We start from the raw sequence: 25,869 nt of genomic DNA, 5'->3' as shown, positions 1-25,869 counted from the left end.
GAGGAAACGCCACTTGGTTCGTCCCCTGGTTGATCTCCTGGCCCGCCACCGTTCGATTTCTCTTTATTGCGCCGCGTCCCTCCTTCCCTTTGCTTTAGCCGCCCAGACAGCGCCCACCCCGCAGAATGTCTTCGGCTACAAGGATTTTTCCGCCCAGGCCAAGATCGATCAGACATTCCTGGCGGTTCCCGACGCCAAGCTGGCCGGCGACGAGCTGAAGATGTTGACGGCCGCGCCCCACATCGCTGGGTCCAAGGAAGATCACGACACGGCAGAGTATGTGGCGGCGAAGTTCAAGGCCGCGGGGCTCGAGACATCCATCGTCCCCTACAAGGTGTGGATTAACCTGCCCGTCGAGATGAAGATCGTCGCCACTTCCGCGAACGGCACGCAGCTGATGAGCGGGCCGACCCGCGAGCATGTCGAAGGCGATCCCTATCAGGATGATCCGCGTGTGGTCATGCCTTTCAACGGGTCGTCGCCGTCGGGCGATGTTACTGGGGACGTAGTCTATGCCAACTACGGACGTCCCGAAGATTTCCAGAAGCTCTCCCAGCAAGGCGTCAACGTCAGTGGCAAGATCGTGCTGGTCCGCTACGGCGGAAACTTCCGCGGCGTGAAGGTGTACATCGCACAGCAGAAGGGCGCGGCCGGCGTCATCATCTACTCCGATCCCTGGGATGACGGCTACTATCGCGGCGATAAGTATCCCAACGGCCCCTATCGTCCGGAGACGGGAGTGCAGCGCGGCGCGGTGCAGTATCTGTTCAAGTATCCGGGAGACGCAACCACGCCGGGCATCGCCTCAACGCTGGACCTGCCCATGTCCAAGCGCACCCCGCCGGAACAGGCCGCCAGCCAGCCAACCATCCCGTCGATTCCCATCTCTTATCACGACGCCGCGCCCATCCTCGAAAACCTGAAGGGAGCGCAGGTGCCGCGCGAATGGCAGGGCGCGCTTCCCTTCACCTATCACATGGGCGGCGACGGCGCGGTGAAGGTCCACCTGGTCGCCAAGCAGGATTACCAGTACCGCGTGATCTGGGATGTGATCGGCAGGATCAAAGGCACGGATTTTCCCGATGAGTGGGTGGTTGCCGGCAATCATCGCGACGCCTGGGTCTATGGAGCCGTCGATCCCAACAGCGGCACCGCGGCCATGCTGGAAGCGGTGCACGGTATCGGCGCGCTTCTACAGCAGGGATGGAAGCCGAAGCGGACCATCGTCTTCGGCAGCTGGGATGCGGAAGAAGAAGGCCTCATCGGATCGACCGAGTGGGCTGAGGACAACGCGCAGCCGCTCGAACATGCCGTGGCCTACTTCAATACCGATGTCGGCGTAGGTGGTCCCAGCTTCGAGGCCAGCGCCGTGCCCTCGCTCAAAGAGTTCGTGCGCGACGTAACCAAGGAAGTTCCCAGCCCCAAGGGCGGGACAGTCTATCAGCAGTGGAAGAAAGCACAGGCTGATTCCGACAGCCAGCGCCACGTCAACAACGGCTTCAACGAACATGGACGCGCCAATGCGCACGTCAATGACGATGTAATGGTCGGAGACCTGGGCAGCGGATCGGACTACACGCCTTTCATTCAGCACCTCGGCGTGCCATCCACCGATATCGGATCGAGCGGCCCCTACGGCGTCTATCACTCCGTCTTCGACAACTACAAATGGTTCGTGATGAATGCCGATCCCACCTTCGTCTACGAACAGCAGCAGGCGCGCGTCTTCGGGCTCGAAGTACTGCACATGGCCGACACTGATGTGCTTCCCTACGACTATGTGAACTACGGTAAAGAGATCTCGGAGTATCTGGAAGCCGCGCAGAAGAAGGCTCAAACCGATGGCGTAACCCTGGACGTGAACGCTGCCGAGACCGCCGCCAAACGCTTCGCCGACGCAGCCGCCGCCGTGAAGCAGAAACAGGATCGCCCGGAAGGCAACGAGGTGCAGCTCAACAACCAGCTTCGCGCCACCGAGGGAGATTTCCTCTCCGCCGCCGGCCTGCCCGGCCGCTCCTGGTTCAAGCACACCGTCTATGCGCCCGGAGAATACACCGGCTACGCAGCAGTGGTGATTCCGGGAGTGAACGAGGCCATCGACGCCAAGAACGCAGCACAAGCGCAATCCCAGCTCGCCACGCTCACCGAAGCTATCAATCGCGCGGCGGAGACGCTGGAAAAAGCTGCGAAGTAGCGAAGGTCTGACTGCCGCAAGTCCTGGCGCACTCATTGACTGAGTGCGCCATATTTTTCATTGCGCAAAATCGGTTTATTGCTATACTTCACCCCGCGGTTCGTTTCTCCGGGTTCCCTCCCCATAAATACTCAATGGCAAAAAGTATCTCAGCCTGAAGCTGAAGGATTCTCGACCCATGCTTACGAAACAGGACCTGGAAAAGTTCTTTCGCTCCCGTCTGTTCAGTTATATTTTTGGATCGGTAGCCTGCGCCTTGAGCATCATCGCCGCTCTGATCGGCCTTCCCAGGTCAGTATTCCTCGGCTTCACTGTCGCCTCCATTTTGACAACATTTTTGAGCATAGCGTCGTTCTTATATGTGCTTCACAGCACCATCGACGACACCAAAGAGTCCGGGGAGCAGCTCAAAGATGAAGTCAAGCAGTTATCGGATGAAGTACATCAGTTCACTGACGGTGTGAAATGCTTTCCTGTCGGAAGCAACGAAGATGCAGTTCGTTACGTTCTAGACCTCTGCAATACCAACAAGATTAAATCCATTCGCGACACCCATGCCCGGCACGGAGATAGACCGGATCCATATCAGGATAAGACTTATGAAGAACTAGAACGGGGGTTGCGGGCGTTCCTGAGTAGAGATCCCGATGCACACCTTTTTTTGATTGTCGGTTCTTCCTTCGACTTGGAATTCATGAAGGTACTCGCATCTCTGGCCAAAGATAAAGAAATGAATGAGAGGAAGTTGTGCCTTCGGAAGCTTCGCGGCAATGTACCGATGATGAGCGCTCTGATCTTGGAGTACAAAGACAAAACAGAAGAGGTGCTGTTTGGATGGGGGAATCGGATGGACGGAGACAAAGAGTCCGTATTTCGTTCCAGCCACAAGGATCTAGTGGCCCAATTCAAAAGCTACTATCAGGTTCTCGAAAATACATCAGATAGAGTAGCCGTCGCAGAAGTACTATCGGCGGCATCTACGACCAGCCTCTTCGTCCCCAAACACTTCTGGCATCGGCATACCAGCAACACGTACAAGAACACTATCGTTTATACAGAACCGCTCTGTTTCCGGCTTTTCGATGGAGACACAAGAATATTCATTCGCGACGTAGATCTGAACGGCAGCGCCACACCAAAAGACCTCAAAGATAAAATCCCGTGGCTTGCAAATCACGACTTAAAGCCATCGCGGGCATATATACCCGGCGGGGAGTCTTTCGCCAAAGATGACTTACAGGAATGGCTGCAAAAAAACGGGCTTCCCCTTTGCTTCACGATGGTTTCACGGAATATCCATTGGGACCCCAACGGGCCTGTCACGAATAGCAATCTCATCGTGATGGGCAGCGTCCGCACAAACTCTGCCGTCATGCATTTACGAGAGGATGCAGGATATGGAGATCGATTTCGGTATTGGCATGAACCGAATGGCGTGAGTATCTTGGACCCGACACCTGCTGAAAATGAGCGACTTCTCCGTCGCAAGAAAACTATTACGCCCCTCGGGCGAACTCTTCTGTCGGAAGACTGGAGCACCGAATCGCTCGTCCTGGTAACGCGCGGAAAATTTATTGACTCATCTAGAACAATGACCCTCATCCTCGCAAACCAGGGACGAGGGATTCAATGCGTCATGTCGAAGTGCCTCACCAACGAGACGTATCGCTGGGATGCGTGGGCACGTGAATTCAAAGATTGCAATTTTCCTGATAGCCTTCCCGATGAATTTCAAATGCTCTTTCACGTCAAGTTAGACCCCGACGAGGAAGAATCCCGCTGTATCAGGATGACTCCTTTACTCTACTCGGGTGTTTCCCAGCCTTAAGCGGATTGCCGACCTTGCCGGACTAGGTATATGCAGAACAAGAAAGTCCTCTTTTTGGCTATCGCCGCTGACGATTCCGCTAGCCGTTCCGCTACTCAGCCAAATCGAATATTGTGCTCCCCAATCAGAGCCAATACCGACATCAGATTCGTAAGCCCCAGCAGCTCTCGCACCTGCTTCCCCATGTTGATGAGTTCCAGGCTGCAGCCGGCTGACCGGGCGGAAACGTAGAGGCGAACCACCCCGCCCAGGCCGGTGCTGTCCATGCGGGCAACGTCGGTCAGATCTAGGATGATTCTCTTGTTGTCCGGAATCAGTTGCTTGATGCGGTCGGAGAAAGCGGCGATCGCGCCTGCGATCAGCTGGCCATGGCATCGCACCACGGCGGTAGTGCCGATGCGCTCGATCTCAAACGTCAAAACACTTGCAGCCGATGGGTCGGACATGCCTCGTTCCCTCGCCGCCATTCTTGCACAGGGCGGCAAAAGAAGGTCAGACATTTGTTGAGGCGCTTGAGGACGAGGCCAGCTTGCAATCGAGAGCATCCCGCGTCCTCGTTCGAAGACGCGGGAGAGCTCAGACGCGCGGGAGGTGCATCCCGCGCCGCGCAAAGAAGCCTGGATTGCGACCAACTACAGCAAACTCATCTACGGAATGGTGACGCGATACGCGTATCCGTTCCGATACATCCATACAGTCCGGGCAGGAGCCGGATAGTAATACACCGGCGGCGCTGGAATGTAGGACATGGCGACAGGGCTAGGCGCCGGCTCCGGCGGTGGAGGAGGCGTGTACGAGGTCGGCTGACGCCGCAGAAGGCCGGACGGCTCCTGCTGCGGAGCTTCGGTGGTGGGAACCGCAAGGTCGTCCATCACCTTCAGCGTGAGTCGCGTCTCTTCCTTCAATGTAGGCCGGGGACCGCGCATGGGCAGCATGATCAAGTCGATCGGCCAGAGCACTGGAATCGACCAGGTCACGATATCGCGCGTCTCGTGGCCTTTTCCGACGATCCGTCCATCCCGGTCGACGTTGTAGCCGGGTACAGCCACCACCTTGGCGTCGATGGGAATCGTGGTGTCGGGCTCGATCACCATGCGATCGAAGCGCAGCTCCATCCAGCCTTTCCCGACGAAGTGACCTGGATCCTTATAGTCCTCGAAGCGTCCCACCAGGTAGCTGTTGTAGGGGAGAACCGAGCGTCCGTACCGTTCCGAATGGCCGATCTGGCACAGAACCGGATCGCCGATCGCTGTGGTTTTTGAAGAGAGTTTCGGCTCTGAGACCGTGCAAGAGATCAGAGATCCGGCTGGAATGATGTGCTCGCCGGACTGACTATAAGCCGACGCGGCACACATCAGGACGAGCAAAGCAGGCACAATGCGCTTCATGGTTCCTCCAACGAAAGTGGGCTCTTGGGGGGAGGGCCGACGACTTGTATCTGGTAATTGCTGTATTGCGGAGCGGGTACGAATTAGAGCGGGAAACCCCGGCCGCACCAGGAAGTCGCGCCGCGGGAGAAATAAATTATTACGAAAGTGCGGATCTCAACACGGCATGTAGCCATCGAGATCAACGCATCCCGAAGTTCGTGAAAGGAGTGTTACAGCAGGCTGGACGCGTTAGACAAATTCCTCCGGCTACGACCACCTGATTCTCTAAACGCTCGTAGCAACTGGAAACAATCGTCTCGATGTAATGCGTATGCGTTTTCTAAGGATTTACCACCACGGGCATATCCAGGGTGCCCAGTCGATGACTCCCCGGGTCTGCAACTCCCAGCCGCAGTCGGTAGTGCCCCGGAACCAGCTTCAGCTGTTGCGTGAATGACACGCCGTTACTCAGCGCTTCCTGATACCGCGCCGCGTCGAAGTCCAGATCGAGGACCGCTGAGCCCTGTGAAACGACCACTCGATTTGCATGGTCAGCCGCAGCCTGACTATCCGGAAACACTACCAGCCGCACCAGCAATCGCCCGCGCCGGTGTCCATCATCCGCGGAATTCAGCCCCAGACTCGCTGCATCAAGGGCCGATTTTACACTCACCATGCGCCCCGTTATCTCCACCTTGGAATGCAACAGCAGCATTGTCCACTCATGCGTCTCCGGTTGGAGCGCCGCATTCAACTCCTCGACACTGCTGGCCGAATCCGTGTTGTCCAAGGCAAAATACCCGCGCCGGTAAGAAAGCGAACAGCCCTTCCGCACCACCTCCAGGTGAATTCTCCTGAAGCGCCCATCCCACTTCTGGTTCTGCGGACGATAAACCAGCGTGTAATAGTTCGATCCATCCTCCATGCTTAGCTGTAACGCCCTTGTGAAGTCATTCGTGTTCGTAAATGGCTCGCCGCCTGTCTGGCCGGCCAGTTCTTCCATCTGGTCTCGTAGAATGGCGCGAGCGGTGAACTGCGTCCGCAACGTATCCCCCTTCTGCGGCTTCAGAAGTGATCCCTGCGGTGCTCCCATAGCGGATACGCTCGACGCCCCACTCACATTACTTCCCACAGCGCCTGTATCCAGCCCCAGCAGGTTAATCGGATACACCGCAATCTGGGCGTCGGCAATCAGATTGGCCGTCTCCCGTGCCTCCAGCAAGTTGCTCCTGCTCTCAACTTTGCTCCGCTCCAATTGCGCACCGGCTGCTAAAGGAAAGCTCTCCGCCAGCCAGAGCAGGTTTTTTCTTCCAGGATAGCCGCTCGTCGCCCGCGCCAACTCGCTCAGAGCGGCAATCGTGATTCGCGCCCGGATAGCCTCGTCGCCTGCCTTCTCGTCGCGCTCCGCCTGTTCCACCTGCGTCAATAGCGCGCCAGCGCCGACGGCCTTGGCGAATCCTGCAAACATATCCACATCCTGCATCGACTCACCGTCCGATTTGATCAGACCGAAGTTTCGCGGGTCGATGTGGCGCGCAGCCTCGATCAGGCGATCTGAACTGCCTGTAAAGCTTTGCACCATCTGCAGTCGGTTGGTCAGGACAAAGAGCGCAACCTTCTGCTCACGCGGAAGGCTCCCGAGAAAGTTGAGCAGATGTCTGCGCGCAGATTCCTGATCTGTCGCAACCGTATTTAAGAGATCGAAGAGGATGATGCTAACTGAGTCGGAAGCCGCACCTGCAGCAGGAACGTTGGTGAACTCCGAAGTCGGGGATGGTCGCAAGCCTGGCTCGCTCACAGGAGACCCGGCACTGCCCGAGCCATGCTCCTCCCCTGGCGGATATCGCCGCTCATCGAAGTAGTCGATGGACTGTAACGCGCCATCCTCCGTCAGCCGGAAATCGCGCTGCGCAAGCCCGTGGACTACGTGTCCCTGCCGGTCACGGACCACCACGTTTACATAAACGATGCGAGAAGTAATCCGGAAAGCGGTATCAGACGTGGAAGTTTGTGCTAGGCACAGTAGCGGCCATACCGCCAGGGAGAGCAGGCATCCAGCCACGGAACGGACCATGCGTCTTACCTCAAGCGCAGAAGACGAATGCTACCGGAGACGGATGAGGTCGGCAAAGTAGCTATCGTGCAAATATCAAAAATCTAAAATAATTTGGCCTCGTACATCCGAAAGAACAGGATTGCGTTGAAACGCCGGTTACCGATGATGAAGGAGCGGACACATTCACTTGCATCTCCGCTCACGAATATGTGGCTCTGCGAGATGCTACTGGGCTTCTTCCACAACGTCACCCTCGCCGGGTGCCAGGAACAAGTTGGTCTCCAGGCCATGCTGGCGGGTGTAGAGGTCGTAGTATCGGCCGCCCAGCGCGTAGAGGCTGTCGTGCGTTCCGCGTTCGACGATGTTGCCCGCCTCGACCACCAGGATCTGATCGGCTTTGCGGATGGTCGAGAGCCGGTGCGCGATGACGAAGGTCGTCCGCCCCTGCATCAGGAAGCCTAGCCCCTGCTGGATCATCGCCTCGGACTCGGAATCGAGGGACGAAGTTGCTTCGTCCAGGATCAGGATGCGCGGATTCGCGAGAATTGCCCGCGCAATCGACAGCCGCTGTCGCTGGCCTCCCGAAAGCTTCACGCCGCGCTCGCCCACGATGGTTTCATACCCGTCAGGAAAGCGCTCCGCAAATTCATCGACGCGGGCGATGCGGCAGGCATTGAGAAACTGCTCCTCGGTCGCATCGGGATAGGAGAAGAGCACGTTGTCGCGAATGCTTCCGTCGAAGAGGAATGACTCCTGCAGCACCACGCCGAGCTGCGAGCGATAGTCGTCGAGCCGCACCGTGGAGAGATCGATGCCGTCGATCAGCACGGCGCCCGAATCCGGATTGTGGAAGGCGCAGACCAGACTGATGATCGTCGACTTGCCCGACCCCGAGGAGCCAACCAGCGCCGTCATGGTTCCTGGCTTCGATTCGAAGGAGACGCCGTGCAGCACCGGCTTATCCGGCTCATAGGCGAAGACCACGTTGTCGAAGGTCACATCGCCGCGAATGGGCCCGAGCTTGTGGGTGCGTGCCGGATCGCTGAACTCATCGCGCTCATTCAGGATTTCGACGGTGCGATCCAGCCCGGCCATCGCTTCGGTGAGCTGGGTGCCGATATTCACGATCTGGAAGACGGGCGCGATCATGAACGCCAGCAGCGCGGTGAACTGAAAGTATCCGCCGACCGTCATGTGATGATTGAGCACGCTGTGCCCGCCGATTAGCATCACCATGCCGCCGACCACGCCGAGCACCGTGGTCGCCGCGAAGGACAGTGCGCTGGTCGCCGTAAGCGAGCGCATCACGTTGTCCAGCAGCCGCTGCACGCCCACGCCGAAGACCGATGCCTCGCGCTCCTCGGCGTGATAGCCCTTGATCACGCGGACGCCGCCCAGCGATTCGGTGAGCCGCCCTGAGACCTCCGCGCTGATCTTGTTGCGCTCCCGGAAAATAGGACGGATCACCTTGAGCGCCTTCTGCAGCACCAGCACAAAGGCCAGGATCACCACGAAGACGATCAGCGTCATCCGTGCGTAGTTGTACACCAGATAGCAGAAAACGATGACCGCGGTGAGCATGCCGCCGACAAACTCCACCAGGCCCGTGCCGATCAGGTTGCGGACGCCCTCGACGTCATTCATGATGCGCGAGACCAGCACGCCGGTGCGGTTGCTGTCGTAAAAACTCACCGACAGCCGGCCGATGTGCTGCTGCACCTGCTTGCGCAGGTCGGCGATCATGCGCTGCGCAGCCTTGGACATCAGCTGCGTAAGCGAGAAGGATGTCGCTGCCTGAATCGCCGTGGCGGCGAAGACCACCCCCACCAGCGGCAGCAGCTTTCCGGCATGGGGATTGCGCGGACTGAGCACGCCGTCGATCAGATACTTCGTCGACAGCGGCAGGATCAGTCCGGAGATGCGATTGATGGCTACCAGCACCAGCCCGAAGACCAGCAGCCCGCGGCGCGGGCTTACCAGCCGCCAGATCTCCGGCATCACCTTGCGCAGCTCCGTCTTGCGCTTGGGCTGGTCGCCAGCTGCTGCGCGGATAGCACCGCGACCGGAGCCCGATCGCTCTGCTTTGCCCGCCACCGGATTTCCCATCGATCCTGCCCGCATGCTGGCTCCCTAATATCCGATTCGACTTACGCTCGCGCGCGGCGCGCAGCGATAAACGAGCGCACGCAGAGCACGACAAATACCAGCAGCACTCCCGCCATCGCCGCCTTTTCCTCGACGGCGATGGGGTGCGGGAACTGCCGCCCGTTCAGCATCTGAATGTAATCCACAATGCTCTTGGCCGTGCCCAGAAATCCAAGCAGGCCGAGTGTGACGGCGATGTGCATATAGAGCATGCGCTTCTTCGCGTCCTCCGTATTCGCCAGTGCTCCAAGAGCAGCCAGGATGACACCGACAATCGCCGGAATCAGCGAAGTGGGCGCATGATGCCCGGTGGCAACAAAGCCCAGCAGACCCAAAAGAATAAGAACCACGCCAAACATGATGGTAAGTTTTGCCATGCTAACGAAACCTTTCAACCACGAAGTAAATAAAAATCGATTGTCATCCCGAGCGAGTACCGCTAGCCGAAGGACCTGCATTTCCCCCGGCGATAATCAGACTCCTTGAAGCTGCTGCAAAACTCTCTCCGCAATCTCCTGCGGCTCGCCGGTCGCATCCACCCGGATCGCATCCCGCGGCTCCTCCAGCGTCTGAATCTGGCTCTGCAGCAGGTTGGGATTCATGTAATGCCCGGCCCGATGCTCCAGCCGCCGCTTCAACTCCTCCACAGGCACCTGCAACAGCACAAAGCGCCACACATCTGGAAGCAAACCGCCTACCAAGGCATCCCGGTACGCCTGCTTTAACGCCGAGCAGGTGAGGACGCCGCTCTTTCCTGCCTTGTGCCATCCCTCCAGCACCTCATGCAGGCTGGCCAGCCACGGCGCGCGATCTTCATCGGTCAGCGGAATGCCCGCGTGCATCTTCGCGCGGTTGGCCTCGCTGTGGTAGTCGTCGCCCTCAGCGTATTCCCATCCGGTAAGCTTCTTCAGCTCCAGGGCAATCGTAGTCTTCCCCGAAGCCGTGACCCCCATTAGTATTGCGATCATGCCTTGAAGTTCCTTGCGCGGATTTACCTGGCCGCCACCAATTGTTTCACGTCGGCGAAGAGTTCCTCTGGCGTCCAGTCATTGGTGGGATACCACTTGTAGATTTTCCCATCCGGCGTGATGGCGACGGTAGAAAGCGAATGGGTAAGCGTCTTATCGTTTTCCGGCGTCACTCCCACCAGAAAGAAGTTCAGCATCTTATCCAGCTCCGCCTGCGGAGGAGCCGCAAAATCCCAGTGGTGAAAGGTCTCATTGGTGAAGTTGCCGGTGTAGGCTCCGCCATAGCTGCGCAGCACCGCCGGAGTATCGTACTTCGGATCGAAGCTCACGCTCAGCAGGTGGGTCTTGCTGTAGAGAACAGGATCGGCCTCCAGCATCTTGTCCAGCTTGGCGAAGTTCCGGCTCATGCGCGGGCAAAAATCGGACAGCGGACAGCGCGTGTAGATAAACGTCATGAGCAGGACCTTGCCATGGAATTGGCTGATGCGGATCACCTTGCCGCTCTGGTTCAGCAGCTTGAAATCAGGCACCGGGTCACCCGGATTGAGCGGGCGATACTCCACCGGCGGCTTGTAGTCGGCCTTGGCCTGCGCAAGGACATCGATCTCATCGAGTTGGCTGCCATCGCCAGACACCAGCAGCGTAGCCGTGACGGTGTCGCCCGGGTGCAGCTCAGTGAGGATGTTCGGCTGCTTGAGCGCGTAGGGCATGATCATCGCATCCATGAAGCCCGGAATAGCCTCGGAATCGACCGTCACCTGCCCCTTGGCCGCGTCGGTGGAAACGATCACCCCGCGAACCTTGTATTGCTTCAAGCTGCTGCTGGATTCAGTTTTAGCGGGCGCGCTCTTGCGGCAGCCAGTGACATCGGCGGCACTTCCCAAGAGGCAGAGTAGGAACAGCAGAACCGGAGCGCGTTTCACTCCTCAGTTTACACTTGGCATATCGCCCCCATGAGCCGCCTGTCTGCTGAAATCGAGAGCGCCCTTCGCAGCGGAGCGCTGATTCTGACCGCCAACCCGCGCGCCGCCCGCTGGCTCCGACAGGAGTACGCGCTGCACATGCGCGCCAATGACCGCCAGGCCTGGGCCACACCTCCTATTGAAGACTGGGACAGCTGGGTTCGCCGCCTGTGGCAGAATGCGAGCCTGCTCGAAGAAGACGCTCCGCTGCTGCTTACCGACCTGCAGGAACAACAGATCTGGCTGCGCATGCAGCGCGACGACGCCAACCTGCTGGTTTCGCCGCGCGGGATGGCCAAACTCGCGGCCGGCGCTTACGCCCTGCTCTGCGGCTACGAAGCGCACGCGGAGCGCAACCGTTCGTGGGACCAGACCGACGCCGAGCGCTTCCAGCAGTGGGCAAACGCCTTCGACCGTGAATGCCAGCGGCAAGGTTGGATGAGCAACAGCCGCCTCGAAGACAAGATCGCCTCCGCGCTTGGAGCAAAAGCAGATGAATCGCTCCTCATCCCCGAAAACATCCTGCTTCTCGGCTTCGACCGCCTGACACCTGCCCAGGAGACACTGGTCGGCGCATTGCGAGGTCGGGGAGCGGTCTTGACGACGATTCAATCGCAGAACAATTCGCCGATGCGCCTGCTGCGCGCCGACGATCTTCGCGACGAGATCGCCGTCTGCGCCTGGTGGACGCGGCAGCTTCTCGAGAACGGGGAAAACATGCGCATCGGCATTGTCGCTCCCGATGCCGCCGCAGTGCGCGGAGAGATGGAGCGCATCTTCCGCCGCGTGCTGATGCCGGAGACCGACGACATCTCCGCTTCCACGGCGAGGATGCCCTTCGAATTTTCGCTAGGGCAACCGCTCGCTGACGTCCCGGTGATGAAAGCAGCGCTGCTGCTGCTGCGCTGGATCGCGGCACCGCTGCGCGAAGAAGAGATATCGTGGCTCCTGCTCTCCGGCTTCCTCACCCGCTCCAGCGCCGAAACTCTGGCCGCGGCGCGTTTCGATGCCGCGCTGCGCGAAGCTCGCTCGCTCTCGATGGAGATCTCCCTGGCCAGCTTGCGTCAGCAGCTTCATCCAGCGCGCTGGCCGATGTTGAGCGATTTGTACGAGCATCTGTTACAGATAGAAAAAATCGTCGACGCCAACGATTTCCAGAATGAAAGACGCGAGCCCAGCCGATGGGTCGATCTCGCCCAGAGCGTTCTGAAAGAGGCCGGATGGCCCGGCGGCCGCCGCGCCGATACTGCGCAGTTTCAAGCCATGGCTAAGTGGGAGCGCGCGCTCGAAGATGTCGCCCTGCTCGACTTCGACGGTCGGCTGATCTCGTTTTCCGATTTCCTACATATCCTCACCTCGCATGCCGAAGAGACCCTCTTCGCCGTCGAGTCGCAGGGTGCTCCGGTGCAGATCATGGGAGCCCTCGAGGCCTCCGGTCAGCGCTTCGACGCGCTCTGGTTTCTCGGCGCGGACGATCAGAGCTGGCCGTTGCGCGGCCGCATGCATGCCTTGCTTCCCTATGACGTGCAGCAAAAGACGAAGATGCCGCACGCCACCCCCGAGGCCGACTTCGAGCTGTCGCGCGCCGTCACCGCCAGCCTCGCAGCCAGCGCGCCTGTCGTGGTCATCAGCCACGCCGCGCGCAATAAAGACGGAGAGCTGCGCCCCTCGCCGCTGATCGGTGTCGTTACTCCTGAACTCGAGTGGGAAAGCACCTCTGACTGGCGAGCGGAGCTGTCACTTCCATCCCAGGAGCACGCGTCCGCGGAGATAGAAGAGATCGCCGATGCCTCCGGGGTCATTCCCTGGCCGCAGGAGCAGAGTGCCGGCGGTTCCGAGGTGCTTGCCCACCAGGCCGCGTGCCCCTTCCGCGCATTCGCCACCAAACGATTAGCCGCCGCACCGCTGAACAGCAGCGATTGGGGACTCAGCGCCGCAGAGCGCGGCGAGCTGCTGCACAAAGTCTTGGAAGGAATCTGGTCGCCGGAATCGGGACAGCTGCACAAGCTCGACGATCTTCTCGCCGCCAAACGTGAGAACCGCCTGCATGGCATCGTCGAAGATGTAATCGCCGAAGTCTTCGCCAAAGAAATTCGCTTTCCCGAAGACGACCCGTGGATGCAGGCCTACCTGAAGAGCGAGCGCCGAACGCTATGCAGACGCATCGAAGAATGGCTGGAGATCGAGGCCGCGCGCGTTCCCTTCACCGTGATCGCGTGCGAAGAGCAGCTGAAAGACGTAAGCGTGGGCGGATTGAAGCTGCGCCTGCGCGCCGACCGCATCGATGAAGTATCGGAGTACGCGCGGCTGCTCATCGATTACAAAACCGGCCTTGAGGTGAGCACCGCCGATTGGAACCCGCCGCGACCCAGCCAGCCGCAGCTTCCGTTATATGCGGCCTTCGGCAATGTCGACGATGTGCGCGGACTTCTCTTCGCGCGCCTCCGCGCCGGTGAGACCTGTTTCATCGGCAAGGTGCAGGATGCGAAGACGCAGCTCTTCGCTGATGCGAAAGCAACATCGTCGCTGGTGAAATATCCCTACTCCGACGCCGACCGCGACAGCTGGACGGAGGCGCTTCTTAATCTCGCGCAGGAATTTCTCGAAGGTCACGCCGCAGTCGATCCCAAAGACGGTCGCGAGACCTGCAAACATTGCCCGCTTCCCGGATTGTGCCGCGTCGCCGAACGTCCTGCCGTCCTCGAAAACGATACGGAGTCCAACGATGTCTGAGACTCCTCTCATACAAGACCTCGCCGAACGCGCCCGGGCGCTCGCGCTCGAAACCTCTTTCGTCGTGCGCGCGCCGGCTGGTTCGGGTAAAACCGATCTGCTCACGCGACGGCTGCTCAAGCTGCTTGCGGCTGTCGACGAGCCCGAAGAGATTCTTGCCATCACCTTCACCCGCGCAGCCACCGCCGAGATGCGCTCGCGCGTGCTGCATCATCTCGAAAAGGCGGCGCATTCGAGCAACGAGAGCCTCGTATCCGCCGAAGACGAGCGCTTGACGCTCGCCCGCGCAGCCCTCGCGAACTCAGAACGCCGCGGATGGCGTCTGCTCGAGCAGCCGCATCGCCTCAACATCGAGACCATCGATTCGCTCTGCCTGCGCATCGCTCACGCCCAGCCGCGTCTCTCGCGCCTCGGCGGCCAGCTCAACCCGACCGAACGTGGAACCGCGCTCTACGCGCAAGCCGCACGACAGACGCTGGGAAGGCTGGGCGGCGGCAACGCGGCGTTGAACGAATCGCTGATCCATCTGCTGGAGTTGCGCGACAACAATCTGCCTGACTGCGAAGCGCTGCTCTCCGGAATGCTGGCCCAGCGCGACCAGTGGGTGCGCGCTTTTCCTCTGGCCAACTTCCGCGATGACGAAGCCGATTGGGATCTGACGCGCTCGCATCTCGAAGCGCCCTTTCGCCGCGCGGTCAAATCCACTCTCAGCGACGCGCACGAGCTGTTGATGGCCGAGCCCCTGCTGGCGCAGCAGTTGCTCGAGCTTGCCAACTACGCCTGCGCCAACGGAAACGCCAAGGTCGCGTTGCTCGCCGGCGTGAAGTCCTTGCCTTCGCCGGATGCGCTGCCCGTCGAGCACTGGCGCTGCTTGTCAGACTTCCTCCTGACGCTGGAGGGCGAATGGCGCAAGCGGGTGCAGGTCACCGAAGGCTTCCCTCCGGGCAGCGCCGGTTCAGAGAGCAAGCGCGCCAAGGATGCGATGACTTCGCTGCTCTCGCGTTTTGCGCAAATGCCCGATCTGCTCGCGGCATTGCGCGCCATCCGCGGTTTGCCCAAGCCACGCTATGACGAAGACCAGTGGCGAACGCTGCGCCATCTCTTCACCGCGCTGCGCCACGCCGTCGCCGAGCTGCGTGTCATCTTCGCCGAGCAGAACGCCGTCGACTTCACTGAGCTCGGCATCGCGGCGCGCGCTGTCCTCTCCGATGAAGAGGCAGGTCCCGACCGCCTGCTCGCGCTCAGCGGCAACATCCGCCATCTGCTCATCGACGAGTTTCAGGATACGTCGCGCAGCCAGCATGAACTCGTCCGGCGGCTGGTGCGCGCCTGGGATGAGGGCGACGACCGCACTTGTTTTCTGGTCGGCGATCCCATGCAGTCGATCTATATGTTCCGTCAGGCCGAGGTCGAGCTCTTCTATCGCGTCGAGAGCGAAGGCCTTCTCTCCGAGGATCACTGCGTCGCCTGCGAGCCGCTGCAGCTGTCGACGAACTTTCGCTCGCACGCCGGCCTCACCGAGCGCTGGAACGATATCTTCGCCGCGGTCTTCGGCGAGCGCAGCGAAGGCAGCACCGTTGCTGTTCCCTTCTCGCCATCCTTCGCCGCCGAGCTCGCCATGCAAGGCGATGCGGTGCATATTCACCCGCAGATCATCGGTGCAGCGGACCGCAGGCCCACACCTGAAGAAAAGCAGCATGCGCACCAGCAGGAAGCGCAGCAGATTCTCGACATCATCGAACGTCATCTGCCGGCAATCGAACGAGCCGAGGAGAATGGCGAGGAATATCGCGTAGCCGTGCTCGTACGTGCGCGGCAACACCTCGCGGAGATCGTACGGCTGCTGCGCGAACGCGCGATTCCCTTCCGCGCCGTTGAACTGGAGACTCTTGCCGAACGCCAGGAGCTACTGGACCTGCTCTCGCTCACCCGCGCCCTGCTGCATCCCATGGATCGCATTGCATGGCTCTCGGTCCTGCGCGCGCCGTGGTGCGGACTTAGACTCGCCGACCTGCATCTTCTCACTGGCCGCGATGATCGCGACCAGAAGCGCATACCGATGCTCGATCTCATCGAGCGGCATCTGCCTTTGCTGGAGACCGAGCCGCGCCGGCGCGCTTCACGCGTCGTCGAGATCCTCAAGCAGGCCATGGCTTCACGCTTCGTTGGATTGCATGCCGCATCCTTCTCGCAGTGGATCGAGCGCACCTGGCGCAGCCTGGGCGGTCCGGAGTGCGTGGATGCGGCGGGATACGAGAACGCGCACGTTTACTTCCGCATGCTCGATGCTATCGCTCCGGACGGCCTCGCCTGTCTCACTGAGGACTTCGAGTCCGAGCTGGCGCGCCTCTTCGCACAGCCCGATCCCACGGTAAGCGAGCGCGCCGGCGTGCAATTGATGACCATCCACAAGGCCAAGGGCCTTGGCTTCGATGTGGTTGTCGTGCCCGGCCTCGATCGCAAGCCGGCGTCCGATCGACAATCACTCATCGTGTCGCTCGAACAAACCGATCCCGACGGTAACGACGAGATGCTCGTCGCTCCGATCGGATCGAAGGGCGGCGAGAAGCATCCGACCTACGCCTGGGTGCAGAGACAGCGCGACCTGCGCGTCGATGAAGAGCGCAAACGCCTGCTCTACGTGGCCTGCACACGCGCGCGCCGCGAGCTTCACCTGCTGGGCACAGCGACCATGACAGCGTCCGGACTGCAGCCCGGAGATCGCAAAAGCCTGCTATGCGCGGCATGGCCGGCTGTACAGCAGGAATTCGCAGCAGCCATGCAAGCTGCACAGGCCGCCACCGAGAATCTGCTTCCTTTTCCTGAACCCGTCGCCACAGAGGCAGGCTTGGAGCTGGCCGCAGCAGCCCAAAGTACGCCTGCACTCAAGCTGAGACGTCTGAAAAACATCGCAGATACTCGTCCTGATCTCAAAAATGTAACCGTAACCGGCACGAATAGACCAGATCCCCTAGCAGCAGCGGAATTCGCTCGGCCGGAGGGCACACGTCGCGCGCGAATCATCGGCAGCACCGTGCATGCCCTCCTCGACGCAGCAAGCGGAGGCGCAGGATCTGCCTCGCTGCGACAGCGAGCCCATCTGTTATTGCGGGCAGCAGCATTCTCCGGAAAAGCGCTGCAGGAAGCCGTACAAGAGGCGGTCGCCGCAGTAGAGAATTCTCTGCGCGATCCGCATGGCAGCTGGATTCTCCGCCAGCGTGCAGACGCCGAATCGGAAGCGTCGTGGACTGGATACTTTGAGGGCGCGCTGCAGACCCTGCGAGCCGACCGCGTCTTCAACGCCGGCGCGGAGCCTCTGAGCGACGGCTCCGGCTTCACCTGGATCGTCGACTACAAGCACAGCGATCCTTCAGGAAAACCAGTTGCGGATTTCCTCACCCACCAGCGCGAGCAATACGCGCCGCAGCTCGCCCGTTATGCCGGTGCCCTGCGCGCGATACGCGGCAACCACCTCCGCTTCCGCTTCGGCCTGTATTATCCTCGCATCCCCCGGCTAGATTGGTGGGCGGAAGACTGATCCGGAAGACCGTGAAAAGTTTCTTCTCCATTGCCGCAGGATCGCTTTTCCGCATCCTAGCCAATGCACCATTAAGGGAGAACCGAATTGGCAAAGGTTGGAGAAGACATGAGCAAGACTGCCCCCGAAAAAATTACGCGTGAAACACTCATCGACGCCCTGAACGAAGATCTCTCACGCGAATATCAAGCCATCATCGCCTATGTGAATTATTCGCAGGTGCTCAAGGGCGCCGCTTACATGAACATCGCAGATGAACTGGCGGTTCATGCGAAGGAAGAGCTGGACCACGCGCTGCAGATTGCGAACCACATCGATTATCTCGGCGGCATGCCGTCGGTTGTGCCCAAACCGGTGAAGACATCGGAGAAGGCCGAGGAGATGCTGCAGTTCGACCTCGATAACGAGAAGGAGACCATCCGCAACTATCGCCGCCGCGTCAAGCAGGCCGATGAATTGAACGAGTTCGCGATTGCGGAAAGCCTGCGCAATATCCTGGTGCAGGAGCAGGATCATCTCATCGCCCTGGCAACAGCCCTGGGCATCGATCCACCGAATCCCGGCATCGCCGACTAGGGCAAGATGAATTGCGGGAAGCGTTGGCGAAGAACAGCCACGCCATTTCCAGTCCAGGCAAATCTTACAGCGTATAGGGACGAACAATCTCGTCCCTACGCGCCTTTGTTCTCATTGGCCAGCATGTGGTGGCGGACATCCGCTCCTCGTACCCAGAAGATTACGTCTTCCGCGACGTTGGTCGCGTGGTCGGCGACGCGCTCCAAGTTTCTCGAGATCATGATGGCGTTCAACGCCTGCGGCGCGAGATGAGGCTGGGTCTTCATCACATTCAGCAATGTGAAGTAAGCCGTGTCGTTCAGCTTGTCGACGCTGTCGTCCATGGAGAGAACAGATTCCGCAATGCTGGCGTCGGCTTCGATGAAGGACTGCAACGCTTTGCGAACCATGGCAGCAGCGAGTGACGCCATCTTCGGCGTGTCCACTGGTAAATCTGCGACTGGAAACGCCTGTAGATCGCGTACTCGATCGCTGATGCTGGTAGCTGCATCGCCCACGCGCTCCAGGTCGGCGTTGATCTTGATGACCGCCAGGATAAAGCGCAGATCGATGGCCATCGGCTGCTCCATGGCAAGCAGGTCCAACGCCATCTGGTCGATCTCCCGCTCGAAGCGGTTGATGGCCAGCTCTCCATGATCCACTAGATCGCAGATGGAGAGGTCGCGCGTGCGATAGGCCTCGACGGCACGCTGAATCGACTGCTCTGCCATGCCGGCCATCACCAGAAGCTTTTCTTTTAGATCATCCAGACTGCGCTGAAAACGAAGCCTCATCATCCAAACCTGCCCGTGATGTAATCTTCCGTCCGCTTGTCGCCGGGGTTTGTGAATATCTTGTGAGTTGAATCAAACTCGACAAGTTTTCCGTTCAAAAAGAAGCCGGTGCGCTCCGCGACGCGAGCAGCCTGCTGCATGTTGTGGGTCACGATGACGATCGTGTACTGCGACTTCAGCTGGAAAATCAGATCCTCGATCTTTGCCGTCGACACCGGATCGAGCGCCGACGCCGGTTCGTCCATCAGCAAAACCTCGGGATCGACCGCCAGCGCGCGCGCAATGCAGAGGCGCTGCTGCTGGCCGCCGGAAAGGCTGGCTCCGGATTTCTTCTTCAGATCGTTTTTGACCTCATCCCACAACGCCGCATGCTTCAGCGAGCGTTCCACCGTCTCGTCCAGCACGCGCCGGTTGCGAAAGCCATTCAGGCGCAGGCCCGACGCCACGTTGTCGTAAATGGACATGGTAGGAAAGGGATTCGGCCGCTGAAAGACCATGCCGATGCGACGGCGGATTTCGACCGGCGAAGCATCGGCGTAGATATCCACTTCCCCGATCTGCACCGAGCCCGACACCTTGGCGATGGGGTTGGTCTCGTGCATCCGGTTCAGGCAGCGGACGAAGGTCGACTTGCCGCAGCCCGACGGGCCAATCAGCGCCGTGGCCTGGTTCGCGGGGATATGAAGGTTGATGTCCAGCAGGGTATGGTTTGTGCCATACCACGCGTTCAGATTCGTTACCTGAATTCCGACACCCACTTAGCTTGCCCCTTTCAAAACACCGCGTGTTGTAACGTAGCGCACCAGCGAAACCGAAACCACGATGAGCACGATCAGTACCAGCGATCCTGCCCAAGCCAGCCGATGCCATTCGTCGTAGGGGGAAAGCGCGTACACATAGATTTGCAGCGGAAGCGCGGCGATCGGTTCATTCAGATTCGCGCTCCAGAAGTTATTGCCGAAGGCGGTAAACAGCAGCGGCGCCGTCTCGCCGGCCACGCGCGCGAAGGCCAGCATGCACCCGGTAATGACTCCGGGCGATGCGGTGCGCAGCGTAATCGACAGCACCGCGCGCCACGTAGGCACGCCCAGCCCCAGCGCTGCTTCGCGTACCGCGTGCGGCACCATCAGGAGCATCTCTTCGGTGGTGCGGGTGATAGTCGGAATCATCATGATGCCCAGCGCGATGCCGCCGGAGAGCGCCGAAAAATGCTTCTGCGGCAGCACGATCAGCGAGTAGATGGCAATGCCCATCACGATGGAGGGCACGCCGTTCAGCACATCCGCGGTGAAGCGGACGATATTCGCGAGCTTGCTTCCGCGGCCGTATTCGGCAAGGAAGATGCCCGCGGCAATTCCGATCGGCACGCCCAGCAGGCTTCCGATGATCAGCAAGATGCCGGAGCCCAGAATGGCGTTGGCCATGCCGCCGCCGCTCTCGCCCACCGGCTTCGGCGCCTGGGTAAAGAAGGCCAGGTTCAGCGAGCTCGCACCCTTGTAAAGAAGGTAGATGAAGATGGCGATCAGCGGCGCCACCACCAGAATCGTGCTCAGCACCGCCAGCCCGCTCGCCAGATGATTCACGACGGTCCGGCGGAAACGATTCGCTGCACTGAATTTTGTTTGAGTCATGCTCATTATCCTGTTAGGCCACACGCGCCGGTGCGCCGCGCGTCACCGCCCACACCAGAATGCGGGCGAGCGCGTTGACGATGATGGTCACGATGAAGAGCGCCAGCCCAATCTCAATCAGCGCGCTCCGGTACATATCATCGGAGGCCTCGCTGAACTCGTTGGCGATTACGCTGGCCATGCTGTAGCCCGGCGCCAGCAGATTCTTCACGATCTGCGGATTGTTGCCGATCACCATGGTCACGGCGATGGTCTCTCCCAGCGCACGCCCCAGGCCGAGGATGATCGAACCCACGATGCCGATACGCGCATTGCGCAGTACGCCCATCCGGATCATCTCCCAGCGCGTCGCGCCCAATGCCAGCACGGCTTCGCGCTGCGAGTGCGGCACAGAGGTCATTACCTCGCGCGTCAGCGAAGAGATGATGGGCAGGATCATGATGGAGAGAATCACGCCTGCAGACAGCATGTGAACCCCGAAATCCGGCGCCACAAACAGGCCCGACCAGCCCAGCACACGCATGAGGATGGGATCGACATGCTCGCGGAGCAGTGGAACCAGGATGAAGACCGCCCAAAGCCCGTAAACCACGCTCGGAATCGCCGCCAGCAGCTCGGTAAGAAACGACAACGGCCCGCGCAGAAAGCCGGGGCACATCTCGGTGATGAAGATCGAAACGCCCACCGCCAGCGGCACAGCGATGACCAGCGCCACCAGTGAAGACATCAGCGTACCGTAGACAAAAGGCAGGGCTCCGAAATTGCCGTTAACTGGATCCCACGCGCTGTCGAAGAAGAACTTGAGGCCGAATTTCGAGATGGTCATCTGAGAGCGCAGGATCAGCTCGGTGGCGATCAGCGCCACAATCCCGAAGATGCTGAAGGCGCACAGCAACATCAGCCATCCGAATCCCTTGTCCGCCATTGCCGAGCTGCCGCGGCCGAGCAGAAACTTGCGGATCGCCGATGGCTCGCCGGAGCCGGCGGGTAGCGCTACGGATAGCGCGTCTGGGGACGCATGTAAAGGTGCATCAGAGGGTGCTGGCACTCGAACGTCCTGAATCTTGAAATTCACCAGCTTCTACCCTAATGGCGAATAATGAAAGGACGGTTAAAACCGTTGAAAGATAAGGCTCAAGGATGGATAATATCCGATTGCTTTTCCACAAATTTCTTGTTGGTTAGGACTCGGTTCCCTAAGGGAACGCCCTGGCGCCGGCTTTCATCGGAGCCGGTACGGCTGAGATGCACGCGGCCGCACGCTCAGACAGCCATGGCCTGAAAATTAAAAAGGAGCGCACGCATGCGCTCCTTTTCGTTTGCAACCCGAGCTACTTAAGCTGAGCGACCGTCGCCTTCACCTTGGCGATGACCGAATCCGGCAGCGGAGCGTAATACAGGGCTTCCACTTCCGACTCGCCATGGTCCAGCATCCAGTTCAGGAAATCCTTGATGACCTTCCCCTTGGCCTGGTCCGGTGACGGGTTCGGAATCAGCAGCCAGGTAAAGCTGGAGATGGGATAGGCATTCTTCCCCGGCGCATTGGTGATCGAGACGCGGTAGTCCGAAGGCATGGACTTGACCGACGCAGCAGCCTCGGTCACGCCCGCGATGCTGCCCTTGACCCAGGCCCCGGCCGCATTCTTGACGTAGCCGAAGGGAATCTTATTCTGCAGCGCATAGATCAGCTCGACGTAGCCGATAGTGCCCGGCAGCTGGCGAACCATTCCCGCAACCGCTTCATTGCCCTTGGCGCCGATGCCCTTGGGCCAGCTCACTGCTGTGTTCTTTCCCGGACCGTTCTTCCAGTCGTTGCTGACCTTCGAGAGGTAGTCGGTAAAGATATAGGTGGTGCCGCTGCCATCCGAACGATGCACGACGTTGATGGTCGAGCTGGGCAGATTGACGCCGGGATTGTCCTTCGCGATGCGGCCATCGTTCCAGGTGGAGATTTTGCCCAGATAGATATCCGCCAGCACGTCGGGCGAGAACTTCAGCTCGGCACTGACGCCGGGCAGATTGTAGATCGGAACCACAGCGCCAAGCACCGTCGGGATGTGGATGATCTTGACCTTCGACTCCGAAAGCTGCTGATCGGTCATGGGACCGTCGCTCGCGCCGAAATCAGCAACGCCCGCCGTCACCTGCCGGATACCGCCGCCGGAGCCGATGGACTGATAGTTGATCTGCACGCCAGAGTGCGCCGCGCTGTATTCGCTGAACCATTTGGAGTAGATGGGATAGGGGAAAGAGGCTCCCGCTCCGTTGAGCTTCTGCGCCATGCTGGGCAACGCCGTGCAGGCGAAGAGAGCTGCAGTCAGAAAGATCGCTTTATTTTTCAAGAAACTCCACCTCGTGGGATATGCCTGGATTCTGCGGTTGAATTGTTACAGTTATTTAACTGGGGGATGAAAAGGATAACAAACGCTTTTGTCATACCACCGTAAAACTATTGGATGCAATCACTTAGCTACGCTGTTGCGGGAGCGGCCTTTCCCGCGTCGTGCGCCGGCTGAACAACTGGAGAAGAGTTAACCACAGGCAGCGTAAAGAGAAAGGTCGCTCCGGAGCCCAACTCACTTTCCACCCGGATGCCTCCACCGTGCGCCAGCACGATATGTTTGGCGATGGCCAATCCCAATCCCGTCCCACCCGAGTCGCGCGAGCGCGCCTTGTCTACGCGATAGAAGCGCTCGAAGATGCGGCTGAGATGTTCCGAGCCGATGCCCGGCCCAAAGTCCTGCACCGAAAACTCCACGAAACCCTCAACCTCCCGTGCGCCGACCACCACCGACTTTCCGCCCTTGCCGTACTTCATCGCATTTTCAATAAGATTGCCGAAGACCTGCGTCAGAGCGTCCTCGTCGGCCAGCACCACCGCGTTGGTCGTGTGTCCGGCCTCCAGGGTCACATCGGAATCGAGCACCATGCCGGTGAGCGAGTCTATGGCGTCCTGCATCAGGGCCGCCGCTGTCACTGGACGCGGCTTCACCTTGTAATCGCCGGATTCGACGCTGGCCAGCGCCAGCAGGTCCTCGGTGAGCCGGTTCATGCGCGACGCATTGCGCAGGATGATGGCCATGAACTCCCGTGCATGCGTAGGCAGCTCCATCGTATCTTCGAGCAGCGTCTCCACATAGCCGGAGATGGAGGTTAGCGGCGTGCGCAGCTCGTGCGAGACGTTGGCGACAAAATCCCGCCGCGTCTTCTCGGCGCGCTCGATCTCCGTCACATCGTGCAGAACAGCCACGGCGCCGCCGCCCGGAGTGGGCGCGGCATTGACTTCAAAAATTCGTGCCGGAACCACCGAAGTCGCTTTGCCGCTGCGCAGCTCCCGATTCTCAAGCGCCGCCTGCACACAGGCCAGTACCTCAGGATCGCGCACCGCGTGAACCAGCGCCTGTCCCTGGCGAACCGCTCCCGGGGCGATGCGCTGCATCACGGCATTCGACCAGCTGATGCGGCCGCCGGCATCGACGGCGATGACACCCTCCTGCATGCTGTCCAGCAGCGCGGCCAGCTCGCGCTGCTTCGTCTCCTGGGCATGAAAACTGGCCTCGAGACGCGCCGCCGTCGAGTCCAGAGCGTGAGCGACCTCGGATATCTCGTCGAGGTTGCCCTCTTCGATGCGCGCCTTGAAGTCGCCTGCCGATATTCTTCCCGCAAATGTCACGATGCGCCCCAGGCGCTGCGCCGCGCGATGGGCGAAGAACGCCGCCAGTAGCGTAGCCAGTCCCGTGGCCAGAAGCGATGCCAGCAGCAGGTCGCGGCGAAGCACGTGCATCGTGTCGCGAATGCTGGTCAGCGGATAGGCTAGCCGAACCACCAGGCCGTTCCCGGCGACGGCGACATAGAGCATGCCGTCCCGCTCCGACTGCCTCGCATCGCGAGGATCGGCCAACGCCGCCCGCACCTCGTCAGGAATGGTATTGAGCGAATCGGCCGGAGAAGAGCTGGCCAGCACCGCTCCGTCGCGAGAATAAAAGGTGACCTGCGCGCCGGCGTCAAAGGCTCCGCGATCGGCCGCCTGGTGTAGCTGGGCCGAATCGCCCAGCCGGGCCTCGCTGGCCAGCAGCCGCGCCTTGCCCACCAGAGACTGCGCCGCCTCGGCGCGCAGCGAGTGCTCGACGATTCCACGCAAGGTGAAATCAAGGATCGCCGCACTGATAGACAGCACGAGAACAAAGGCGAGAAGGAGTTTGGTGAATACGCGGCCGGTCATAGGAAGGGACAGTTTTCAGTTCCCAGTTTTCAGTTCCCAGTCATCAGTCATAGGCATCGGTCGAACCTGCAACCTCGGCCTCTGGCAACTGAAAACTAACAACTGGCCACTGAAGACTGGCAGCTATAACTAAGCCTGCTTAGGAACCTCAAACCGGTAACCCGCGCCTCGCACCGTCTTCAGATAGCGGGGGTTCTCCGGATCCACCTCGATCTTCTCACGGATGCGGCGGACGTAGACATCCACCGATCGCGGCGTCACGAAGCGAGCATCGCCCCACACCGCGTCCAGCAGATGGTCGCGGCTGAAGACGCGCCCCGGATGCCGGGCCAGATAATCCAGCAGCCTGAATTCAGTAGCCGTGGTGGTGGTCAACTCGCCGCGCACCTTGAGTTGCATCGCGCTGGCATCGATGACCACATCCTCGAAGCTGATAAGCGACGGCGTGGTCGGCCGCTCGAAGCGGCGCAGAACCGCCTTCACCCGCGCCAGCAGCTCGCGAGTCGCGAAAGGCTTGGTGATGTAATCGTCCGCGCCCAGCTCCAGACCCAGAACGCGCTCGTTCTCGCCGGCCCGGGCGGTCAGAAAGATGATTGGAATGGTAGCCAGCGCCGGATGGCTGCGCAGACGGCGGCAAACATCCAGGCCGTCGCCTCCCGGCACCATGATGTCGAGCAGAAAAAGAGCGGGTGGCTGGCGCTCGGCGTCGGGAACCAGGTTCGCGGGAGTGCCGAAAACCTTCACGCCAAAACCGGCGACTTCGAGATGGTGCTGGATAAGACGGGAAATGTCGGAATCGTCTTCAAGAACAAATACTGTTTGGCTCAACCGGTTCTTCCTCAGGGGATCTGGAGCGCAGTCGTGACAGTAGCT

Annotated in this window: 19 protein-coding genes; 5 read left to right on the top strand and 14 right to left on the bottom strand. The window is 60.1% G+C overall.

The genetic code is table 11. The annotated features are described in order from the left end of the window. The first annotated feature begins 13 nt into the window (after positions 1-13). Positions 14-2,194, top strand: coding sequence for a M28 family metallopeptidase (locus tag XX99_RS05930; protein WP_260315286.1), 2,181 nt, complete (start codon positions 14-16; stop codon positions 2,192-2,194). A 178-nt stretch (positions 2,195-2,372) separates the two neighbouring features. After that, positions 2,373-4,022 carry a hypothetical protein gene (locus XX99_RS05925; RefSeq protein ID WP_050058480.1) on the top strand — a complete coding sequence of 550 codons (1,650 nt, stop codon included), beginning with the start codon at positions 2,373-2,375 and terminating at the stop codon, positions 4,020-4,022. 95 nt (positions 4,023-4,117) lie between these two features. On the opposite strand, the gene XX99_RS05920 is transcribed toward XX99_RS05925, so the two are convergent. From XX99_RS05920 to XX99_RS05890, 7 genes are all read right to left on the bottom strand, one after another. Next, positions 4,118-4,468, bottom strand: a complete 351-nt coding sequence (locus XX99_RS05920) for an STAS domain-containing protein (RefSeq protein ID WP_050058479.1) — start codon at positions 4,466-4,468, stop codon at positions 4,118-4,120. A 201-nt stretch (positions 4,469-4,669) separates the two neighbouring features. Beyond that, positions 4,670-5,410, bottom strand: a complete 741-nt coding sequence (locus XX99_RS05915) for a hypothetical protein (RefSeq protein WP_050058478.1) — start codon at positions 5,408-5,410, stop codon at positions 4,670-4,672. Positions 5,411-5,732: 322 nt separating this feature from the next. Beyond that, positions 5,733-7,466 (bottom strand): VWA domain-containing protein, encoded by a 1,734-nt coding sequence (locus XX99_RS05910; protein ID WP_050058477.1) that lies wholly within the window; start codon positions 7,464-7,466, stop codon positions 5,733-5,735. 207 nt (positions 7,467-7,673) lie between these two features. Beyond that, complete coding sequence (locus tag XX99_RS05905) at positions 7,674-9,569, bottom strand: ABC transporter ATP-binding protein (RefSeq protein ID WP_050058476.1); 1,896 nt, start codon at positions 9,567-9,569, stop codon at positions 7,674-7,676. Positions 9,570-9,595: 26 nt separating this feature from the next. Further along, the gene (locus XX99_RS05900; RefSeq protein ID WP_050058475.1) at positions 9,596-9,970 is read right to left on the bottom strand and encodes a hypothetical protein; all 375 of its coding nucleotides are present in this window, start codon (positions 9,968-9,970) and stop codon (positions 9,596-9,598) included. Positions 9,971-10,066: 96 nt separating this feature from the next. Further along, positions 10,067-10,561, bottom strand: a complete 495-nt coding sequence (locus XX99_RS05895) for a gluconokinase (protein WP_050058474.1) — start codon at positions 10,559-10,561, stop codon at positions 10,067-10,069. Between the two features lie 23 nt (positions 10,562-10,584). Continuing rightward, positions 10,585-11,376 carry an SCO family protein gene (locus XX99_RS05890; RefSeq protein WP_231581165.1) on the bottom strand — a complete coding sequence of 264 codons (792 nt, stop codon included), beginning with the start codon at positions 11,374-11,376 and terminating at the stop codon, positions 10,585-10,587. A 138-nt stretch (positions 11,377-11,514) separates the two neighbouring features. Here XX99_RS05890 and XX99_RS05885 point away from each other — a divergent pair, with 138 nt between their 5' ends. From XX99_RS05885 to XX99_RS05875, 3 genes are all read left to right on the top strand, one after another. Then, positions 11,515-14,256: a PD-(D/E)XK nuclease family protein gene (locus tag XX99_RS05885; protein WP_050058472.1), complete on the top strand. Its 2,742-nt coding sequence runs from the start codon at positions 11,515-11,517 to the stop codon at positions 14,254-14,256. Further along, complete coding sequence (locus tag XX99_RS05880) at positions 14,249-17,794, top strand: UvrD-helicase domain-containing protein (RefSeq protein WP_050058471.1); 3,546 nt, start codon at positions 14,249-14,251, stop codon at positions 17,792-17,794. Before XX99_RS05885 ends, XX99_RS05880 begins: the two co-directional genes overlap by 8 nt. 108 nt (positions 17,795-17,902) lie before the next feature. Then, entirely contained in the window at positions 17,903-18,370 is a 468-nt protein-coding gene (locus XX99_RS05875) for a ferritin-like domain-containing protein (protein WP_050059297.1), read from the top strand. 95 nt (positions 18,371-18,465) lie between these two features. On the opposite strand, the gene phoU is transcribed toward XX99_RS05875, so the two are convergent. The 7 genes from phoU to XX99_RS05840 all read right to left on the bottom strand — a co-directional run bounded on the left by phoU (position 18,466) and on the right by XX99_RS05840 (position 25,824). Next, complete coding sequence (phoU, locus tag XX99_RS05870) at positions 18,466-19,143, bottom strand: phosphate signaling complex protein PhoU (RefSeq protein ID WP_050058470.1); 678 nt, start codon at positions 19,141-19,143, stop codon at positions 18,466-18,468. Next, entirely contained in the window at positions 19,143-19,901 is a 759-nt protein-coding gene (gene pstB / locus XX99_RS05865) for a phosphate ABC transporter ATP-binding protein PstB (RefSeq protein ID WP_050058469.1), read from the bottom strand. The genes phoU and pstB overlap by 1 nt, the downstream gene beginning before the upstream one ends. After that, positions 19,902-20,774, bottom strand: a complete 873-nt coding sequence (gene pstA / locus XX99_RS05860; protein ID WP_156185820.1) for a phosphate ABC transporter permease PstA — start codon at positions 20,772-20,774, stop codon at positions 19,902-19,904. It abuts the gene before it with no gap. A gap of 13 nt (positions 20,775-20,787) precedes the next feature. Then, positions 20,788-21,822 carry a phosphate ABC transporter permease subunit PstC gene (pstC, locus tag XX99_RS05855; protein ID WP_050059296.1) on the bottom strand — a complete coding sequence of 345 codons (1,035 nt, stop codon included), beginning with the start codon at positions 21,820-21,822 and terminating at the stop codon, positions 20,788-20,790. 283 nt (positions 21,823-22,105) lie between these two features. Further along, on the bottom strand, positions 22,106-23,116 hold the full coding sequence (gene pstS / locus XX99_RS05850; protein ID WP_311732217.1) for a phosphate ABC transporter substrate-binding protein PstS: 1,011 nt from the start codon (positions 23,114-23,116) through the stop codon (positions 22,106-22,108). A 128-nt stretch (positions 23,117-23,244) separates the two neighbouring features. Next, positions 23,245-24,996 (bottom strand): HAMP domain-containing sensor histidine kinase, encoded by a 1,752-nt coding sequence (locus tag XX99_RS05845; protein WP_050058467.1) that lies wholly within the window; start codon positions 24,994-24,996, stop codon positions 23,245-23,247. Between the two features lie 129 nt (positions 24,997-25,125). Next, positions 25,126-25,824, bottom strand: a complete 699-nt coding sequence (locus XX99_RS05840) for a winged helix-turn-helix domain-containing protein (protein ID WP_050058466.1) — start codon at positions 25,822-25,824, stop codon at positions 25,126-25,128. Positions 25,825-25,869: the final 45 nt, after the last annotated feature.

Origin of the sequence: Silvibacterium bohemicum, from assembly GCF_001006305.1 — a bacterium.
GTDB lineage: Bacteria > Acidobacteriota > Terriglobia > Terriglobales > Acidobacteriaceae > Silvibacterium > Silvibacterium bohemicum.
The sequence above is the reverse complement of the archived record's forward strand: the minus strand, read 5'-3'. Positions and strand labels throughout refer to the sequence as shown.

Excerpts from the sequence above, each read along its gene's own strand:
- XX99_RS05925 (WP_050058480.1), top strand. The coding sequence starts at position 2,373 with ATGCTTACGAAACAGGACCTGGAAAAGTTCTTTCGCTCCCGTCTGTTC.
- XX99_RS05920 (WP_050058479.1), bottom strand. The coding sequence starts at position 4,468 with ATGTCCGACCCATCGGCTGCAAGTGTTTTGACGTTTGAGATCGAGCGC.
- XX99_RS05915 (WP_050058478.1), bottom strand. The coding sequence starts at position 5,410 with ATGAAGCGCATTGTGCCTGCTTTGCTCGTCCTGATGTGTGCCGCGTCG.
- XX99_RS05910 (WP_050058477.1), bottom strand. The coding sequence starts at position 7,466 with ATGGTCCGTTCCGTGGCTGGATGCCTGCTCTCCCTGGCGGTATGGCCG.
- XX99_RS05905 (WP_050058476.1), bottom strand. The coding sequence starts at position 9,569 with ATGCGGGCAGGATCGATGGGAAATCCGGTGGCGGGCAAAGCAGAGCGA.
- XX99_RS05900 (WP_050058475.1), bottom strand. The coding sequence starts at position 9,970 with ATGGCAAAACTTACCATCATGTTTGGCGTGGTTCTTATTCTTTTGGGT.
- XX99_RS05895 (WP_050058474.1), bottom strand. The coding sequence starts at position 10,561 with ATGATCGCAATACTAATGGGGGTCACGGCTTCGGGGAAGACTACGATT.
- XX99_RS05885 (WP_050058472.1), top strand. The coding sequence starts at position 11,515 with ATGAGCCGCCTGTCTGCTGAAATCGAGAGCGCCCTTCGCAGCGGAGCG.
- XX99_RS05880 (WP_050058471.1), top strand. The coding sequence starts at position 14,249 with ATGTCTGAGACTCCTCTCATACAAGACCTCGCCGAACGCGCCCGGGCG.
- XX99_RS05875 (WP_050059297.1), top strand. The coding sequence starts at position 17,903 with ATGAGCAAGACTGCCCCCGAAAAAATTACGCGTGAAACACTCATCGAC.
- phoU (WP_050058470.1), bottom strand. The coding sequence starts at position 19,143 with ATGAGGCTTCGTTTTCAGCGCAGTCTGGATGATCTAAAAGAAAAGCTT.
- pstA (WP_156185820.1), bottom strand. The coding sequence starts at position 20,774 with ATGACTCAAACAAAATTCAGTGCAGCGAATCGTTTCCGCCGGACCGTC.
- XX99_RS05845 (WP_050058467.1), bottom strand. The coding sequence starts at position 24,996 with ATGACCGGCCGCGTATTCACCAAACTCCTTCTCGCCTTTGTTCTCGTG.